We start from the raw sequence: 17,374 nt of genomic DNA, 5'->3' as shown, positions 1-17,374 counted from the left end.
AACAATTATGAAAAACTTAAAAACACTATTATTTATCACGTTGATGAGTAGTTTATGCTTAACTGCTCAAAACAAAAACACTAAAAAGGCTGACAAAGAATTCGCTAGGTTCGAATATGTAGATGCCGCTGAAAGCTATAAAAAGCTTATAGACAAAGGAGAAACTTCTTCATACGTATATGGGCAGTTAGCTGAATGTTATTATAATATCTTTAATACCGTTGAAGCTGAGAAATGGTATGCAAAAGCTTTAGAGAGTAGTGACAATCCTGAGATGATTTATAAATATTCTGAAATGCTTAAAGCTAACGGAAAGTATGAAGAGTCTAATAAGCAAATGGAGAAATTTGCTTCTATGCGTCCATCCGATAATAGGGCAACTGCTTTTAGAAAAAACCCTAACTACTTACCGAAGATTTTAGAGCAAGGTAAAAAGTTTAATGTTCAGGATGCTGGGTTCAATTCCGCTCAATCTGATTTTGGTGGTATTGAAAATGATGGCAAACTTTATATTACATCTGCAAGAAATGACAATCGTAAAACTTACGGTTGGAACGAAGAACCATTCTTAGACATTTATACACTGACTAAAAACTCGGATGGTTCTTATGGTACAGCGACTTTAATGAACGACCAGATTAACACTAAACATCATGAAGGTCTAGTATCTTTTACTCCAGATGGTAAAACAATGTATTTCTCTAGAGAGAGTTACTTTGAAAAAGATTTTCAAAAAGATTCTTTAAGCAAAGTTCGTTATAGCCAACTGTATTTATTTAAAGCTACTAAGTTGGGAAGTGATTGGGATTCGGTTGAAAGTTTAGATATAAATAGCGAAAATTATTCTGTTAAAAATCCTTCTGTAAGTGCAGATGGTTCAACATTATATTTTTCATCTAATATGCCTGGAGGTTATGGTAACTTTGACCTTTATAAAGCACCAATCAATGAAGATGGCACTTTAGGTGAGCCTGAAAATTTAGGGCAAAAAGTTAATACTGAAGGCCAAGAAATGTTCCCTTACATAAGTAGTAACAATACACTTTACTTCTCATCTAACGGTCATTTAGGACTAGGTGGTATGGATGTTTTCTACACTAAAGTGATAGACGGTAAAATGGCACCTGTTAGAAATGTTGGTATTCCTATTAACAGTAATGGTGATGACTTTGCCTTTATGATTAACGAAGAAACAGAAGAAGGTTTTGTGTCTTCTAACAGAGATGGCGGCCAAGGAAGTGATGACGTTTACGCGTTTAAAAAACTTCAACCACTTTGTGATGTTTTAATTACCGCGACTGTTTTAGATGATAAAACAAGAGAGCCTGTAAATGGCGCTTCTGTTTCGTTATATGATGCTGAAGGAAATAAAGTGGTTACAAAAACTACAAACGAAGAAGGTGTGGCAGAATTTATAGTTGAGTGTGAACAAGACACTGAACTAGAAGTTGTAATGGATGATTTTGAGAGCAAAAAAGTACCTGTAAAAGGAACAAGTGAAGAAGAATTAGCAGTTCAAATTTCTTTAGACCCAATAGAGAAAATTATAACTCCTGAAGAAATTGTGCTAAACCCAATTTATTTTGATTTTGATAAATCTAATATTACGGCACAGGCGGCATTTGAGTTAGATAAACTAGTTCAAATCATGAAAAAATATCCTGATTTGGTAATCAATGCCACATCTCATACAGATAGCAGAGGATCAGATTCATATAACCAGAGACTATCTCAGCGCAGAGCTAAGAGCACACAACAGTACGTGATTTCAAAAGGTATTGATGCTTCTCGCATTTCTGCAGAAGGTAAAGGTGAAAATGAACCTAAGATTAATTGTGGCTCTAATTGTACCGATGAAGAACATTCTCAAAACAGACGTTCTGAGTTTAAAATTGTGAGTGGAGGACCTCAAGCGCAATAGTAAATTCAATAAAATAAATAAAGTATAAACGCTCTGAGAAATCAGAGCGTTTTTTTATTAACGCAATGAAAAACCTTTAGCTGCCCACCAAGGATGGACTTCTATAACCAAGCGTCCTGCTTTTACCATTGGGTCAGCATTAGCCAAACTATCTGCCATTTTTAATGTTGGCACGTTGTAGATTGTAATTCCTCTTATTTCTCCGTCATCTCCAAAAGGACCAGAAATGTCTGCGTATCCTAACTCATACATTTTACCTAGATGTTCCAAATGCTCACTTTGTAATTGGTTTGCTTCTTCTTCATTTTGATTCCTAATTGGTCCGTTTTTTAAAAAAGCTATAAAATACTGCTGCATTAAAGTTGTATCCTTAGTCTTTTCATCTACATAATCAAATACCTGATAACCCTTACTTATAAGTTCTGCCTTTAGCTCTGCGACTGACTTTCCTGATTCTTTCGAAACGTTAGATTTTTCAACTGGTGCCTTGATAGTCGCTTGTTCTGTAACTGTTTCCTTAATTTTACCTGATTCTTTATCATTTTTACATGATGCTAAAAAGCAAAATAATATTATCGTTAATAATATATTTTTCATTTATTCCAATTTTTGAATGGTTGTTTACTTAATTGTGAATTATAATATCGTATATCACCTGTAACTTCTTTACCTAACCAATCCGGTTTGTTAAAATCTTCATTTGTGGATTGTAATTCTATCTCGGCAATAACTAAACCTTCATTATCACCAAAAAACTCATCTATTTCAAAAGTATGACAACCAGAATTTACTACGTATCTCTTCTTGTCAATTATACCCTCTTCACAAAGTAACAATAGCTGCTCTGCTTCCTGATTTGTAATTTCAGTTTCCCACTCAAAACGAACCAATCCATCGTCTGAGGATTTTCCTTTTACAGTTAAATATCCCTTATTTTCTTTTAATCTAACTCTAACTGTCCGCTCTTTATGGCTATTTAAAAATCCTTGTTTTATACTATAACTTTTAACGGCTTCTTTTTTAAAATCATTAGAAGTTACTAAAAATTTACGCTCTATTTCTACAGTCATTAAACGGTATTTAATGCCTAAATTTACACTATGCTAAACGATTTACCAATTAGAAAGATAATTCATGTAGATATGGATGCATTTTATGCCTCTGTTGAGCAAATGGATGATCCTGAACTAAAAGGTAAAGCTATTGCTGTAGGCGGTGGCGGAAAACGTGGTGTAATAAGTGCAGCAAGCTACGAAGCCAGAAAATTTGGTGTAAAAAGTGCTATGTCTGGTCGTTTGGCTGAAAAGCTCTGCCCAGAACTTATATTCGTTAGACCGAGATTTGACAGATATAAGGAAATCTCTAACCGAATTCGTAAAATATTTTTTGACTACACAGATCTGGTTGAACCTTTGTCTTTAGATGAAGCCTATTTAGACGTCACCGAAAACAAAATAGGGCTTCCAAGCGCCACTTTAATTGCTCAAAAGATAAGACAGCGTATTTATGACGAAGTGGGCTTAACAGCTTCTGCAGGCATTTCTATCAATAAATTTATTGCTAAAGTTGCTAGTGATTACAATAAACCAAATGGGCAAAAGACTGTTAACCCAGAAGATGTGCTTCAGTTTTTAGAAGATTTGGATATTAGAAAGTTCTATGGTGTTGGTAAGGTTACTGCCGAAAAAATGTATCAAAAAGGAATTTTTACTGGTAAGGATCTAAAGGCCAAAAGTCTTGAATATTTAGATAGGAATTTCGGAAAATCTGGTCGTTACTACTATTATATTGTCAGAGGTATTCACAATAGCAAAGTAAAACCAAATCGTATTAGAAAATCGTTAGCAGCAGAACGTACTTTTAGTGAAAATCTTTCTTCAGAAATTTTTATGCTAGAAAAGTTAGATCACATCGCAGAAGAAGTTTCTAGACGATTAGAAAAAAGTAAAGTAGCAGGAAAAACAATAACACTAAAAATTAAATACAGTGATTTTACTTTACAAACGCGTAGCAAAACACTTCCTTATTTTGTCGGTGACAAATCTATAATCTTAGAAACCGCGAAAGAGCTTTTATATCAAGAAAAATTGAACAACTCGGTTCGACTTTTAGGGATATCATTGTCTAATCTAAATACAGATAAAAACAAACCCTCTAAACCAAATATAGAAGATAAAAAATCTGTTAGTGTACAGTTAAGGTTTGACTTTTAAATAAAAAGAGATTGTCTAAAGAATTAATGCTTTATCAATCTGAACTCGTTTCAGATTCTAAAACAATTTGAAAATCAGTTTATTGAGATTCTGAAATAAGTTCAGAATGACAGATTCTCATACTTTTTAGAAAGCTTCTAGAATATTTAATGCTAATTTCTTTCTTAAAAGCTACAGCTCTCAATCTCAGTAACACGTAAGGTGTTGACCATACCTTTTGCTTGAATTGGCATAGCAGCTAAACTAATCAACATATCACCTACTTCTAAATAGCCTTTTTTACACGCTATGGCATTTACATCTTCAATAGTTTCATCAGTGCTTACATATTTGTCGTAATAAAATGCTTTAACTCCCCAAAGAAGACTTAATTGAGAAAGAATTCTCTTATTAGAAGTAAAAACTAAAATATGTGCTTGTGGTCTCCATGCAGAAATTTGAAAAGCTGTATAACCACTATTTGTTAATGTTGAAATGGCTTTTGCATTAATTTCGTTAGCCATATTAGCCGCATGATAACAGATAGACTTGGTAATATAACGCTTTGTACGAATGTGTGGTGGAGATTGAGGCACTTCAATTAAAGGAGAATCCTCTACACTTCTAATAATATTTGCCATTTGACGAATGACCTGAACCGGATATTGACCTACTGAAGTTTCACCAGAAAGCATAACTGCGTCGGCACCATCCATTACTGAGTTAGCCACGTCATTTACTTCTGCACGAGTTGGTGTTAAACTGGTAATCATAGTCTCCATCATCTGGGTAGCGATAATTACCGGAATTCTGGCTCGCTTAGCTCTTAATACTAATTGTTTCTGAATCAACGGTACCTCTTCCGCTGGTATTTCTACACCCAAATCACCACGAGCCACCATTAAACCATCACAATAGGCAACGATTTTATCTATATTTTCTACGGCTTCTGGTTTTTCAATTTTTGCAATAATTGGAATTTTATGCTCGCTATGCTCTTTGATGAGTTCTTCTAATTCCATTAAATCTTCTGCATGACGCACAAAAGATAATGCTATCCAATCTACTTCCTGACCAATTGCAAAAATGGCATCTTCAATGTCTTTTTCAGTTAAAGCAGGTTGAGAAATGTTCGTATTAGGTAGGTTAACACCTTTTTTAGATTTTAATGGTCCTCCTTGAATTACCTTGGCTTTAACCTCTTTCTTTCCGTCAGTTGAAACAACTTCAAAAATAAGTTTTCCATCATCCAATAAAATACGCTCACCAGGTTTTGCATCTTGTGGAAACTTCTCATAAGTCATATAGACACGCTCTTTTGTGCCTTCGAAGCGCTTTCCGGTAGCAAAAATTATTTCGTCTCCTTCATTTACAATTACCTCACCTTTCATAGTACCTACTCTAAGTTTAGGTCCTTGTAAATCTGCTAATATAGCTGCATTATACCCAAACTCTTCATTAAGTTCGCGGATCATATTAATACGCTCTTTTACATCATCATAGTTAGCATGAGAGAAATTAATTCTAAACACATTAGCCCCTTCATCAAGCATTGCTTTTAAGGTTTGTTTATTACTCGTTGCTGGGCCTAATGTGGCTACTATTTTGGTTTTTTTGTTTGGCATCAATTCAAAAAATTAAATGATTTTTAGATTTTAATTCAGTCGGATTAACAGAATAACTTGTAATTATCTGAGGAATATTTTGAAGCTTATTTAGAATAAGCTTTTCATTTACATTCTGAATTTCATCAGAAATCTTAATAAAATAATCTACCCTTTTATATTCCGGAACAAGATTAAATGTCTTAATTACTTTTTCATTGGTTTGAAATAAGCCTGTACTGTACAAACTATCTTCTTCTTTTTTACAAACATTGGATACTAAGTTCCAGGTTACATATTGCGAAGCATTATTCCACTCAAAAATACTGTACGAAGATTTTAAATATTCCATATCTAAATCTTCTGTTTTTCTTTGTAATCTGAGGTCTAAACTATGATTAAGTAAATAGGCTAAACGATAATCTTCTAACACACAATGTATAGCAATGAGTTTGTAGGTATCGTCATAAAAATCATCAACCAAAAGTTTATGCAACGCCATACAGTTATTCCTTTAATTGGTAAATATAGCACAATAATAGGTTGATAATGTCAACTTTTAGTTAATCTTAACCCATAAAATCTACGAAAACGTTGTAGATTTTAACTTTAGATATTAACCTCTATTGACCACTATTTAAATAAGCTTGGTGATTTGTTTTTGGAAAGCAAAAAAAGCGCGTTTAGAAGCCTTTTCTTCAGCTTTCTTCTTTGAAGTTGCCCTAGCCTTAGACACCACTTTATCATTAATACTAAGCTTAACAGAAAAGTGTTTTAACTCGTCATTACCTGTATCTTCGTACACTTCATAATCAAAAGTGTTTTTCTCCTTCTGACACCACTCAATCAGTAGGCTTTTATAGCTAATAACCTTGCCCTCTAAAGTTTCTATATCTACATGAGGATTAATAACTCTTTTATATAAAAACTTTTCACATGTCTTATAGCCTTTATCCAAATAAATAGCACCAACCAAAGCTTCAAAAAGATTACCGTGTATATTGTTACCAAAATTAGATTTTGGTATCCTGCTCTGCACTAAATCAATAAGATTCAACTCTTTACCTAATTCATTGAGATGCTCTCTACTTACTACTTTAGAGCGCATTTTGGTAAGGTAACCTTCGTCACCGTGTGGTACCTGTTCGTAGAGGTAAGCCGCAATAACCGAACTTATCATAGCATCACCAACAAATTCTAAGCGTTCGTAATTAATAGGATTTCCTTTTTTATCCTTAATATTCATCGAACGATGTGTGAAGGCCTTAATGTATAAATTTTGGGATCTTGGCTTAAAACCAAGAATATCTTTGAGTTTTAAAAAAAAATTCCCGTCATCGAATGAACGGGAATTTTTTAATATGTTACGAATGAAACTCATTCGGGATTTAGTCTAATTTTTTAAATAATACACAAGCGTTATGTCCGCCAAATCCAAATGTATTACTCATTGCTATTTTAATATCTCGTTTCTGAGCTTTATTGAGCGTTAAATTTAATTCTGGATCTATATTTTCGTCTACTGTTTCATGGTTAATTGTTGGTGGTATAATGCCGTTTTCTAATGCTAATATAGAGGCAATTGCTTCTATTGCACCAGCAGCACCCAACAAATGACCAGTCATAGACTTAGTTGAATTAATATTAATGTTCTTAGCATGGTCCCCAAACACTTCTGATATAGCTTTTAATTCGGCAACATCTCCTAATGGTGTGGATGTTCCGTGTGTATTAATATGATCTACATCTTCGGGTTTTAAACCTGCATTTTCTAAACAGTTTTTCATTACCGCAACAACACCAATTCCATCAGGATGTGGCGCTGTCATATGATACGCGTCAGAAGACAACCCTCCACCTACAACTTCTGCGTAGATTTTAGCTCCTCTTGCTTTAGCGTGCTCATATTCTTCTAAAACAATAGAACCTGCTCCTTCACCTAATACGAAACCATCTCGATTTGCATCGAAAGGTCTTGAGGCAGTTTCAGGACTATCATTTCTAGTACTCATAGCATGCATAGCGTTAAATCCTCCCATACCAGCGATAGTAACTGCCGCTTCGCTTCCACCAGTAATTACAACATCACAATGACCCAAACGTATAGTGTTTAGAGCATCAATCATTGAATTGGCAGAAGAGGCACAAGCAGATACCGTTGTATAGTTAGGGCCCATGAAACCATATTTAATAGATATGTTTCCTGGCGCTATGTCTGCAATCATTTTCGGAATGAAACGAGGACTAAATCGAGGTGTACCGTCACCAGCAGCATAGTTAAGCACTTCTTCCTGAAATGTTTCTAAACCACCTATACCAGCTCCCCAAATTACTCCTACTCTGTATTTATTTATTGCGTCTAAATCTAATTTCGAGTCTGCGATTGCCTCATCTGACGCCACCATTGCATATTGCGAAAATTTGTCCATTTGACGCGCTAACTTTCTATCAATAAAGTCAGTAACTTCAAAGTTTTTTACTTCACAAGCGAATTGCGTTTTGAACTTCTCAGCATCAAAATGCGTGATTGGGGCAGCACCACTTTTTCCATTAACAAGACCATTCCAATATTCGTCTTTGGTATTGCCAATAGGTGTAAGTGCACCTAGACCAGTAACTACTACTCGCTTTAATTCCATAAAAAAAGTCTTATTTTGCTTCTTCTATATAAGATATAGCTTGACCAACTGTTGCAATGTTTTCAGCTTGATCGTCTGGGATTTGAATATCAAATTCTTTTTCAAATTCCATGATTAATTCTACAGTATCTAATGAATCTGCACCTAAGTCGTTAGTGAAGCTTGCTTCAGTTACAACTTCGTTTTCATCAACACCTAATTTGTCTACGATAATCGCTTTTACTCTTGATGCAATGTCTGACATAATCTTTTAATTTTAAGTTTTAATTAGACCGCAAAAATAAAAAACTTTATTTTAAAAATCATCTTTACCGATAAAATGTGCATCTTAATGCCGAAAATCGGTATAAGTATTTCGGTTTTGCGCCTAATTGTTAATTATTATTCTTTTTTTTGTTCTGAATAATAGCCCATTGATAGCCAATTTATGAAACGTATTGTAATTTTTGCGTCCAGAAGCGGATCTAATGCTGAAAATTTAATTAAGTTTTTTCAAAACAGCGATAATGCGTCTGTTATTCAGGTATTGACCAACAATCCTCATGCCAAAGTCTTAGAAAGGTGTAAAAGACTAAATGTTAGCGCTTTGTCATTTAACAGAATAGCATTCAGTAAGTCTGAAGATGTTCTTAATGTTTTAAAATCAGCTCAACCAGATTTAATTGTGCTAGCTGGTTTTCTGTGGAAATTCCCTGAATTTATTCTCAAAGAATTTGAAAATAAAGTTATAAATATTCATCCTTCTTTGCTGCCAAAATATGGAGGAAAGGGCATGTATGGTATGCACGTACACAATGCTGTTGTGGAAAATAAAGAAACTGAAACAGGCATCACAATTCATTATGTAAATGAAAATTATGACGAAGGAGCAATTATTTTTCAGGCCAAATGCGAGGTGAAACCATTAGAGTCTGCAGAAGATGTAGCTGCTAAAATTCATGAATTGGAAATGGAGCATTTTCCGAAGGTTGTTGAGGAATTGTTAAACAATCACTGAACAGTGTATTAATAATGAGATCCTGAAACAAGTTCAGGATGACAAAAATGTCAAAAAAGAAAAAGAAATATTACACGGTTTGGAAAGGCCATAACACTGGTGTTTTTGAATCTTGGGATGATTGTAAAGCTCAAATCAAAGATTTTAAAGGGGCTCAGTATAAATCTTTTGCCACTTTTGAAGCTGCAAAAAAAGCTCTTAGAGATGGCCCAAAAGATTACATTGGTAAATCCAAGAGTTTTAAAAGTGAACTCTCTGCTGAACAACTCAAAAAAATAGGACAACCCAATTATAATTCCATTTCTGTTGATGCTGCTTCATCTGGCAATCCTGGTAAAATGGAATATCGTGGTGTAGATACCAAAACAAAAAAACAACTCTTTATACAAGGTCCTTTTGAAGAAGGCACTAATAACATTGGCGAATTTTTAGCCATTGTTCACGGATTGGCATTTTTAAAACAACATAATAGCGACCGTATTATTTACACAGACTCTAAAACCGCCATGAGTTGGGTGCGCAAAAAAATGTGTAACTCTAAGTTAAAGCGCAACGACAAGAACAAAGCGCTTTTCGGGCTTGTAGATCGCGCTGTAAAGTGGCTAAAAACAAATGACTATTCAACAACCATAGCTAAATGGGAAACCAAAGCTTGGGGAGAAATTCCTGCGGATTTTGGTCGGAAATAGTTAAATTTAGATGTTACATTGTATATTTCATCAGCAATATATTTTATGTACTTTTGCACCTTAATTCAAACTTACTTTAATGGGTAAATTAGTAATTGTCGGAACCGTAGCTTTTGATGCTATTGAAACACCTTTTGGTAAAACCGATAAAATCCTTGGAGGAGCTGGTACATTTATCGGTTTAGCTGCTTCAAATTTTAATGTAGATTCCGCAGTTGTTTCAGTAGTTGGTGGTGATTTTCCAAAGCAATATTTAGACCTTATATCTGATAAGAATATTGATGTGTCTGGTATAGAAATTGTAAAAGACGGAAAAACCTTCTTTTGGAGTGGAAGATACCATAATGACATGAACTCAAGGGACACTTTAGTAACTGAGCTAAATGTACTTGCGGATTTTGAACCAAAAGTTCCTGAAAATTACAAAAATGCTGAAGTGGTTATGCTAGGGAATTTACACCCATTAACCCAAATGAGTGTATTAAATCAAATGACAACCAAGCCTAAAATGGTAATTTTAGATACCATGAACTTTTGGATGGACTGTGCGCTAGAAGATTTACACAACACCATCAAACACGTTGATGTGATTACCATTAATGACGAAGAGGCCAGACAGCTAACAGGTGAGTATTCATTGGTAGTTGCCGCAAGAAAAATTCATGAAATGGGACCAAGGTATGTGGTTATTAAGAAAGGGGAACATGGAGCCTTATTATTTCATGATGACAGCGTATTCTATGCACCGGCATTACCATTAGAAGAAGTTTTTGACCCAACAGGTGCTGGTGATACCTTTGCTGGCGGTTTTGCAGGTTATTTGGCGAAAACTGAAGATTACTCTTTTGAAAATTTAAAAACAGCCGTAATTTACGGCTCTACCTTGGCTTCGTTTTGTGTTGAAAAATTTGGCACAAAGCGCATGGAAAATTTGAAAACTGAAGAAGTGCATAAACGTTTAGACCAATTTAAAAGTCTAACACAATTTGATATAGAATTAACTTAAAAACCAGCGCGCTTAATTTTTTAGCGCGTTTTTTTATTACATAACATGAGTGATGCTTTAAAACACGAGTGCGGTATTGCACTTATTAGGCTTTTAAAACCATTAGACTATTACAAAAAAAAGTATGGTAGTGCGTTTTATGGTGTGAATAAGATGTACTTAATGATGGAAAAACAGCACAATCGAGGACAAGATGGTGCTGGTTTTGCAAGTATTAAATTAGACACTAAACCTGGAGAACGTTATATAAGCAGAGTACGTTCTATAGCTCAGCAACCTATTCAAGATATTTTCTCTCAAATCAATGAGCGTATTAACAAAGAAATGGTACAAAATCCTGAATATAAGGATGATGTTGAACTACAGAAAAAGAACATTCCATACATAGGAGAATTATTACTAGGTCATGTGCGTTATGGTACTTTTGGAAAAAATAGTGTAGAAAGTGTTCATCCTTTTTTAAGACAAAACAATTGGATGCATAGAAACCTCATTGTTGCAGGTAACTTTAACATGACTAATGTCAATGAGCTATTTAACAACTTAGTGGACATTGGTCAGCATCCCAAAGAAAAGGCAGACACCATAACTGTTATGGAAAAGATAGGTCATTTCTTAGATGATGCGGTTAGCAAAATCTACAAAGACCTAAAAAAAGAAGGATATTCCAAAATTGAGTGTTCTCCGCTTATTGCAGAACGTTTAAAACTTAGCAAGATTTTAAAACGTGCTGCTAAAAATTGGGATGGTGGTTATGCTATGGCAGGTTTATTAGGCCATGGAGATTCCTTTGTTTTAAGAGATCCTGCTGGTATTAGACCTACTTATTATTACAAAGATGATGAAGTTGTTGTTGTAGCTTCAGAAAGACCTGTAATACAAACTGTATTTAACGTTGCTTTTGATGATGTTAAGGAGTTAGATCCTGGACATGCTATCATAACTAAAAAATCCGGTGATACACAGATTAAGAAAATTTTAGAGCCATTAGAACGAAAAGCCTGTTCATTTGAACGTATTTATTTTTCCAGAGGAAGTGATGCTGAAATTTATGAAGAGCGAAAGGAACTTGGAAGGCTATTAATGCCAAAAGTTCTTGAAGCTATTGAAAATGACACACAAAACACTGTTTTCTCATTCATACCTAACACAGCTGAAACGTCTTTTTTTGGAATGATAGATACGGTTGAAGAGCACCTAAATCATAAAAAAACCAAAGCTATACTTAATGGTCAAAGAGAATTATCAGCAGAAAAAGTTGAAGAAATTCTCTCAGAGAGACCACGAATAGAAAAAATAGCTATAAAGGATGTTAAGCTGAGAACCTTTATTACAGAAGACAGTAGTAGAGACGATTTAGTGGCTCATGTTTATGATGTAACCTATGGTGTAATAAAACCAACAGATAATCTAGTTATTATTGACGATAGTATTGTAAGAGGTACTACTCTGAAGAAGAGTATCATAAAAATGATGGATAGACTAAAACCTAAAAAAATAGTTGTAGTGTCTTCAGCACCACAAATACGTTATCCGGATTGTTATGGTATAGATATGGCAAATCTAGAAAGTTTAGTTGCATTTCGAGCCGCTTTAGAGTTATTGAAGGACAACAAGCAATACCACATAGTTGAGGAAGTGTATAAAAAATGCTTAAAGCAAGTTGACCTTAAAGACAAAAATGTGGTTAACTATGTTAAGGAGATTTATAACAATTTCTCAGATGAACAAATCTCAGATAAGATTTCCGAGTTACTAAGTGATGAATCTGTTAATGCTGAAGTAAAAATCATTTTCCAGCCTGTTGAAAACCTACACAAAGCTTGCCCTAAAAACTTGGGCGATTGGTACTTTACAGGAGATTATCCAACAGCTGGAGGCAATAGAGTAGTTAACAGAGCATTCATTAATTTCTATGAAGGTAACAAAGAGCGCGCTTACTAATTATCATGTAAATTCAGCTTTTAATCCGAAAAAATATGTATTTAATCGATAATAAATGCTTTTCGTCTAATATTTACATCCATTTTAACAAATTAAAATTACATTGGTATCACCATAACATAAGTAGGTTAAGTTCATGGTAGATTTGGGGCAAAAAAAGGTGAACAGTGTTCACCTTTTTTTATTGACATTATTAAAGCATTACTTTAACTCATTTCGTTTAAATTAATTTTCACTTTTAGACTTAGTTTTCATTAATCAACGTATTATCCACGCTTAGACTAATATATAAGTCGTTTATCCGAAAAATTTAATTATTAAATTATTGTAAACTTATATTTGACTCACCATAACATAAGTAGGTTAAGTTTATGGTAGATTTGGGGCAAAAAAGGTGAACTCTCTGTTCACCTTTTTTCATTTTTAATTCTCTTAAGAATTTTAATTTCACATCATAAAAAAGCCAGACGTTTTTAGTCTGGCTTTTGTACTATATTTAATAAATATATTATTTAGCTTCAGCATAACGACGCTCAACTTCATTCCAATTGATTACTTTGAAAAAAGCATCGATATAGTCTGGTCTTCTGTTTTGATAGTTTAAGTAGTAAGCATGCTCCCAAACATCTAATCCTAAGATTGGTGTGCCACCACAACTAACGCCAGGCATTAGCGGATTATCTTGGTTTGGAGTAGAGCAAACCTCTACCTTACCTCCCTTGTGTACACACAACCAAGCCCAACCTGAACCAAATTGTGTAGCTGCAGCTTTTGAAAAAGCTTCGATAAAGGCATCTTTAGAACCAAATTCTGCTTCAATAGCATCTTTTAATTCTCCTGATAAATAACCTTTATCTTCAGGATTCATTACGTCCCAAAATAAAGAGTGGTTATAAAAACCACCGCCATTATTTCTAACGCCAGCATTGTTCATATCTAGGTTAGTTAAAATATCTTCAATAGATTTTCCTTCTAAATCTGTTCCTTCAATGGCAGCATTTAACTTTGTTGTGTAACCGTTGTGATGTTTAGTATGATGGATTTCCATTGTACGTGCGTCAATATGTGGTTCTAGTGCATCATATGCATATTTTAATTTTGGTAATTCAAAAGCCATAGTGTGTATGTTTTTTAGTGTTAGTATTTCGATTTTAACAAATTTACAATTTTGAAAACAAGAAGTTCTAAATAAATTATTAAGATTCCCTATTTTGGTATAAAATTTATCTTTTGCAAGATTCAGCCTTCAAAATATACAATGCTTCTGCTGGTAGTGGTAAAACATTTACCTTGGCGAAGACTTACATAAAAATTCTTGTTCAGTCCAAAAACAATGAACAGTTCAAGTCCATCTTGTCTATAACATTTACCAACAAAGCTGTTGGTGAGATGAAAGAGCGTATTATAGAAATGCTAAAAGTCTTTTCTCAGGAAAAGAGCCTTATAGCGCCTCATCCTATGTTTAGCGCAATTTGTGATGAACTATCTATATCACCTGAATTCTTAATAAATCGTTCTAAGACAATATTGAAACACATCATGCACAACTACGGTGCTTTTGATATTTCTACAATAGATGGTTTTACACACAGAGTTATTAGAACTTTTGCTCACGATCTAAAACTTCCTGTAAATTTTGAAGTAGAGCTAGACCAAGAACGTCTTCTTAACGAAGCGGTTGATAATTTAATTTCTAGAGCTGGAAATAACAACGTTTTAACCCAAACACTAGTTGATTTTGCGATTGAAAAAGCTGATGATGACAGAAGCTGGGACATTAGCTACGACTTTAACAAAATAGCCAAACTTCTTGTTAATGAAAACGACTTAGAAGCCATTGAGACGTTTAAAAACAAAACGATTGAAGACTTTAAAACCTTAAAATCTACCTTAATAAAGGATAGCACTGTAATCGAAAAGGATATTGTAACTACGGCCGAGACAGTACTTTCTCTAATTGACGAGTGCGGGTTACAGTTTGATGATTTTAATAGAAAATCGCTTCCTAATCACTTTCACAACTTAGCGCAAGGTAATTTTAGCATTTCTTTTTCCTCTGCATGGCAAAACGACCTAACAGAAGGCAATACGCTTTACCCAAAACGTGTTACAGATACAGTTGCAAGCACCATAAACAGCATTCAACCGAACCTGGCTGAAGCTTTTCTAAAAACAAAAGATTTAGTTTTTGAATTAAAACTAAAACAAGGCCTCTATAAAAATATAACTCCACTCTCTGTATTAAATGCTATTCAGAAAGAACTAAACATCTTAAAAGAGGATCAAAACAAAATGCTTATTTCAGAATTTAATAAAATTATAAGCAATGAAATAAAAGGCCAACCTACACCATTTATTTATGAACGTCTGGGCGAAAAGTTTAAACACTACTTTATAGATGAGTTTCAAGACACCTCTAATATGCAGTGGGAAAATTTGGTACCACTTCTGGATAATGCGCTCTCTGCATCTAATGGTTCTGCAATGCTTGTAGGAGATGCCAAACAATCTATCTACAGATGGAGAGGTGGTGAGCCAGAACAGTTTATTGATTTATATAACAGATCTAGCAAACCTTTTCAGATTGAAGCAGAAGTACTAAGCTTAGATGCAAACTACAGAAGCGCTAGAGAAATTATAGATTTTAACAATGCTTTTTTTCTGTTTTTGAGTCAAAATTATTTTAACGATAGTAGATATGCTGAACTTTACTTAAACTCTAAACAAAAGCAATTTCAAAATACAGAAGGTTATGTTAACATTGAGTTTTTAGACATTTCAAAAGAGGATAATGCTAGTGAAATGTACACCAATAGCACTTTAAAAAATATTGAAGAATGCCTTAAAAACGGCTTTTCTTTAGACGACATTTGTATCATTGTAAGAAAACGAAAAGAAGGTATAGAGATTGCTAAATTCTTGAGTGAAAAAGGCATTAAAATCACCTCTTCTGAAACCTTACTATTAAAGAACTCTGACAAAGTTCAGTTTCTTGATGCTTTTCTAAAACTATTGCTTCAACCTGATAATGATAGTTTAAAAATTGATATTTTAACTTTTATTGCAAATCAACACAATGTAGAGGATAAGCATTCATTTTACAGCGCTCATTTAGCCATTGATTTTGATGAAATGCTCAAAAAACTTGAAGATTTAAATATCTACATAGACAAAAACAAACTACTACAAGTGCCTCTATACGATCTTGTTGAAGAACTTATTAGGACATTTAATCTTCACAACTCATCTGATGCCTTTCTTCAATTTTACTTAGATGTTATTTTAGAATTTACACAAAAGCAAAATTCAGATTTGTCGTCGTTCATAAATTATTTTGAAAAGAAAAAAGACAGTCTCAGTGTTATTTCTCCAAAAAATAATAATGCCGTACAGATTATGACCATTCATAAATCTAAGGGGTTAGAATTTCCTGTGGTTATTTTTCCATTTGCAGATCTAAATATTTATCAAGAAATAGAACCAAAAGTTTGGTTTCCTGTAGAGCAAAATAATTACAATAATTTTGAAACATTATTACTCAACTACAATAGTGATGTTGAACACTTTGGTGATGATGGTAAAGCGCTCTATAAAACTCGAAAATCTCAATTAGAATTAGACAACATTAATCTTCTGTATGTGACTTTAACCAGAGCTGTAGAGCAGTTATATATCATAACAAAAAAAGACATTAGCGCTAAAGGTGTTGTGAGCGAAAAAACATATTCAGGCATGTTTATTTCTTATTTACAAAACAAAGGATTATGGTCCGACAGCACGATTACATACAGTTTTGGCACTTCAAAAAATCTAAACCAAAAAACAGAAACAGAAACAGAAACATCTTCTATTAATTTAATCTCTGTACCAAAAGAAGATCATAATTTAAAAATCATAACAAAAGCCGGCCAACTTTGGGATACCAAACAAGGAAGAGCTATAGAGCGTGGTAATTTAGTGCATCTTTTATTATCCAAAATCGTAACACAAGAAGATATTGACTTTGCCATTGACGATTTATTAGCCTCTGGAGATATAACAGCCTCAGATGAAGAAACTCTTAGAACAATTGTAATGCAAGTTATAGAACATCCAAAAATTAAATTATACTATAACAACGACCACAAGGTTTACAACGAAAGAGATATTGTAACACCATCTGGAGAACTTCACAGACCAGATCGTATCAATATCAATCAAAAAAATGAAGTTGTGATAATTGACTATAAAACGGGTGATCAAATGCCCTCTCACAAATCTCAACTCAACATTTATGCTTCTGTTCTAAAAACAATGAACCATGATGTAACTTGCAAATTTCTTGTTTACATAAATGAAACTGTTGAAGTCGTTGAAGTCTAATTTCAAGATAGTATCTTTGC

15 protein-coding genes are annotated in these 17,374 nt (G+C 33.8%); 7 read left to right on the top strand and 8 right to left on the bottom strand.

The annotated features are described in order from the left end of the window. Positions 1 to 7: 7 nt before the first annotated feature. Positions 8 to 1,921: an OmpA family protein gene (locus FC091_RS02220; protein WP_138432645.1), complete on the top strand. Its 1,914-nt coding sequence runs from the start codon at positions 8 to 10 to the stop codon at positions 1,919 to 1,921. 57 nt (positions 1,922 to 1,978) lie between these two features. Here the strand turns inward: FC091_RS02220 and FC091_RS02215 are convergent, their stop codons facing one another. Continuing rightward, the gene (locus tag FC091_RS02215; RefSeq protein WP_138432644.1) at positions 1,979 to 2,518 is read right to left on the bottom strand and encodes a YciI family protein; all 540 of its coding nucleotides are present in this window, start codon (positions 2,516 to 2,518) and stop codon (positions 1,979 to 1,981) included. Further along, entirely contained in the window at positions 2,515 to 2,991 is a 477-nt protein-coding gene (locus FC091_RS02210; protein ID WP_138432643.1) for a CYTH domain-containing protein, read from the bottom strand. Before FC091_RS02210 ends, FC091_RS02215 begins: the two co-directional genes overlap by 4 nt. A 30-nt stretch (positions 2,992 to 3,021) precedes the next feature. On the opposite strand from FC091_RS02210, the gene dinB reads away from it, so the two are divergent. Beyond that, a complete protein-coding gene (gene dinB, locus FC091_RS02205; RefSeq protein WP_138432642.1) occupies positions 3,022 to 4,134 on the top strand; it encodes a DNA polymerase IV in 1,113 nt (370 codons plus the stop codon). 164 nt (positions 4,135 to 4,298) lie between these two features. Here the strand turns inward: dinB and pyk are convergent, their stop codons facing one another. The 5 genes from pyk to FC091_RS02180 all read right to left on the bottom strand — a co-directional run bounded on the left by pyk (position 4,299) and on the right by FC091_RS02180 (position 8,600). Continuing rightward, positions 4,299 to 5,738, bottom strand: coding sequence for a pyruvate kinase (gene pyk / locus FC091_RS02200; protein ID WP_138432641.1), 1,440 nt, complete (start codon positions 5,736 to 5,738; stop codon positions 4,299 to 4,301). Positions 5,739 to 5,742: 4 nt separating this feature from the next. After that, positions 5,743 to 6,219, bottom strand: a complete 477-nt coding sequence (locus tag FC091_RS02195; protein ID WP_138432640.1) for an IPExxxVDY family protein — start codon at positions 6,217 to 6,219, stop codon at positions 5,743 to 5,745. A 135-nt stretch (positions 6,220 to 6,354) separates the two neighbouring features. After that, positions 6,355 to 7,098, bottom strand: coding sequence for a ribonuclease III (rnc, locus tag FC091_RS02190; protein ID WP_138432639.1), 744 nt, complete (start codon positions 7,096 to 7,098; stop codon positions 6,355 to 6,357). 7 nt (positions 7,099 to 7,105) lie between these two features. Then, complete coding sequence (gene fabF, locus FC091_RS02185; protein ID WP_138432638.1) at positions 7,106 to 8,356, bottom strand: beta-ketoacyl-ACP synthase II; 1,251 nt, start codon at positions 8,354 to 8,356, stop codon at positions 7,106 to 7,108. A gap of 10 nt (positions 8,357 to 8,366) precedes the next feature. Then, positions 8,367 to 8,600 carry an acyl carrier protein gene (locus FC091_RS02180; RefSeq protein WP_008269813.1) on the bottom strand — a complete coding sequence of 78 codons (234 nt, stop codon included), beginning with the start codon at positions 8,598 to 8,600 and terminating at the stop codon, positions 8,367 to 8,369. Positions 8,601 to 8,783: 183 nt separating this feature from the next. Between FC091_RS02180 and purN the strand changes: the two genes are divergently transcribed. From purN to FC091_RS02160, 4 genes are all read left to right on the top strand, one after another. Further along, positions 8,784 to 9,353, top strand: coding sequence for a phosphoribosylglycinamide formyltransferase (gene purN / locus FC091_RS02175; RefSeq protein ID WP_138432637.1), 570 nt, complete (start codon positions 8,784 to 8,786; stop codon positions 9,351 to 9,353). Positions 9,354 to 9,400: 47 nt separating this feature from the next. Next, entirely contained in the window at positions 9,401 to 10,042 is a 642-nt protein-coding gene (locus FC091_RS02170; RefSeq protein ID WP_138432636.1) for a ribonuclease H1 domain-containing protein, read from the top strand. A gap of 79 nt (positions 10,043 to 10,121) precedes the next feature. Next, a complete protein-coding gene (locus tag FC091_RS02165; protein ID WP_138432635.1) occupies positions 10,122 to 11,048 on the top strand; it encodes a PfkB family carbohydrate kinase in 927 nt (308 codons plus the stop codon). Between the two features lie 45 nt (positions 11,049 to 11,093). Beyond that, positions 11,094 to 12,992, top strand: coding sequence for an amidophosphoribosyltransferase (locus FC091_RS02160; RefSeq protein ID WP_138432634.1), 1,899 nt, complete (start codon positions 11,094 to 11,096; stop codon positions 12,990 to 12,992). A 508-nt stretch (positions 12,993 to 13,500) separates the two neighbouring features. Here the strand turns inward: FC091_RS02160 and FC091_RS02155 are convergent. Then, positions 13,501 to 14,109, bottom strand: coding sequence for a superoxide dismutase (locus FC091_RS02155; protein ID WP_138432633.1), 609 nt, complete (start codon positions 14,107 to 14,109; stop codon positions 13,501 to 13,503). A gap of 113 nt (positions 14,110 to 14,222) precedes the next feature. Here FC091_RS02155 and FC091_RS02150 point away from each other — a divergent pair, with 113 nt between their 5' ends. Then, positions 14,223 to 17,354: a UvrD-helicase domain-containing protein gene (locus FC091_RS02150; protein WP_138432632.1), complete on the top strand. Its 3,132-nt coding sequence runs from the start codon at positions 14,223 to 14,225 to the stop codon at positions 17,352 to 17,354. Positions 17,355 to 17,374 lie beyond the last annotated feature (20 nt).

Source organism: Winogradskyella algicola (assembly GCF_005869935.1).
In the GTDB taxonomy this organism is placed as follows: Bacteria; Bacteroidota; Bacteroidia; order Flavobacteriales; family Flavobacteriaceae; genus Winogradskyella; species Winogradskyella algicola.
This window is presented reverse-complemented; position numbering and strand designations above follow the sequence as displayed.